This window comes from Streptomyces sp. NPDC127092 (assembly GCF_042722475.1).
Taxonomy (GTDB): Bacteria; Actinomycetota; Actinomycetes; order Streptomycetales; family Streptomycetaceae; genus Streptomyces.
Map to the genome: position 1 here is coordinate 1 of NZ_JBHXFE010000357.1, position 1,139 is coordinate 1,139.

Annotated in this window: 2 protein-coding genes; both read right to left on the reverse strand. The window is 69.0% G+C overall.

The features are described from left to right. Positions 1 to 948: F0F1 ATP synthase subunit alpha (atpA, locus tag ACFWJO_RS40395; RefSeq protein ID WP_386873354.1), on the reverse strand; the 948-nt coding region annotated here is incomplete at its 3' end. Positions 949 to 1,038: 90 nt separating this feature from the next. Then, positions 1,039 to 1,139, reverse strand: a 101-nt coding sequence (locus tag ACFWJO_RS40400; protein WP_386873356.1) for a F0F1 ATP synthase subunit delta, incomplete at its 5' end; no start/stop codon positions are given.

The following is a 1,139-nucleotide window of genomic DNA, read 5'->3' on the forward strand; positions in this document are numbered from 1 at the left end:
GAGCTTGGCGCAGCGCTCGAGGAGCCGGGAGTGCAGGTAGAAGACGTCGCCCGGGTAGGCCTCGCGGCCCGGCGGGCGGCGCAGCAGCAGGGAGACGGCACGGTAGGCCTCGGCCTGCTTCGACAGGTCGTCGAAGATGATCAGCACGTGCTTGCCGCCGTACATCCAGTGCTGGCCGATGGCCGAGCCGGCGTAGGGGGCGAGGTACTTGAAGCCGGCCGGGTCGGACGCCGGGGAGGCCACGATGGTGGTGTACTCCAGGGCGCCGTGCTCCTCCAGCGTGGCGCGGACGCCGGCGATGGTGGAGGCCTTCTGGCCCACGGCCACGTAGACGCAGCGGACCTGCTTCTCGACGTCGCCCGACTCCCAGTTGGCCTTCTGGTTGAGGATCGTGTCGACGGCGATCGCGGTCTTGCCGGTCTGGCGGTCACCGATGATCAGCTGACGCTGGCCACGGCCGATCGGGATCATGGCGTCGATGGCCTTCATGCCGGTCTGCAGCGGCTCGTGGACCGACTTGCGCTCGGTCACGGTCGGCGCCTGCAGCTCGAGGGCACGGCGGCCCTCGGCCTCGATCGGGCCCAGGTCGTCGATGGGCTGGCCCAGCGGGTCCACCACGCGGCCCAGGAAGGCGTCGCCCACCGGGACGGAGAGGATCTCGCCGGTGCGCTGCACCTCCATGCCCTCGCGGATCTCCTGGAACTCGCCGAGGACGACGACACCGATCTCGCGGGTGTCGAGGTTCTGGGCCAGGCCCTGGATGCCGTTCTCGAAGCGCAGCAGCTCGTTCGCCATGACGGAGGGCAGACCCTCCACACGAGCGATGCCGTCCGCCGCGGAGATGACACGGCCGACCTCGGTGCGATCGGTGCCCGACGGTTCGTACGATGCCGCGAAATCGTTCAAGGCATTGCGGACATCGTCAGCGTTGATGGTCAATTCGGCCATCTGCAGTCCCTGCTCTCTGTGCTTGGTGATCATCGACGTGACGATGATGCTTACGTTCGTGGGTGTTCCGGATGCGGGCGGGAGCCGGCGTCAGCCGGCCATCCGCCGCTGGAGGTCGTGGAGGCGCGAGGCCATGGACCCGTCGACGACGTCGTCGCCGACCTGGACGCGGATGCCGCCCACCACGTGGG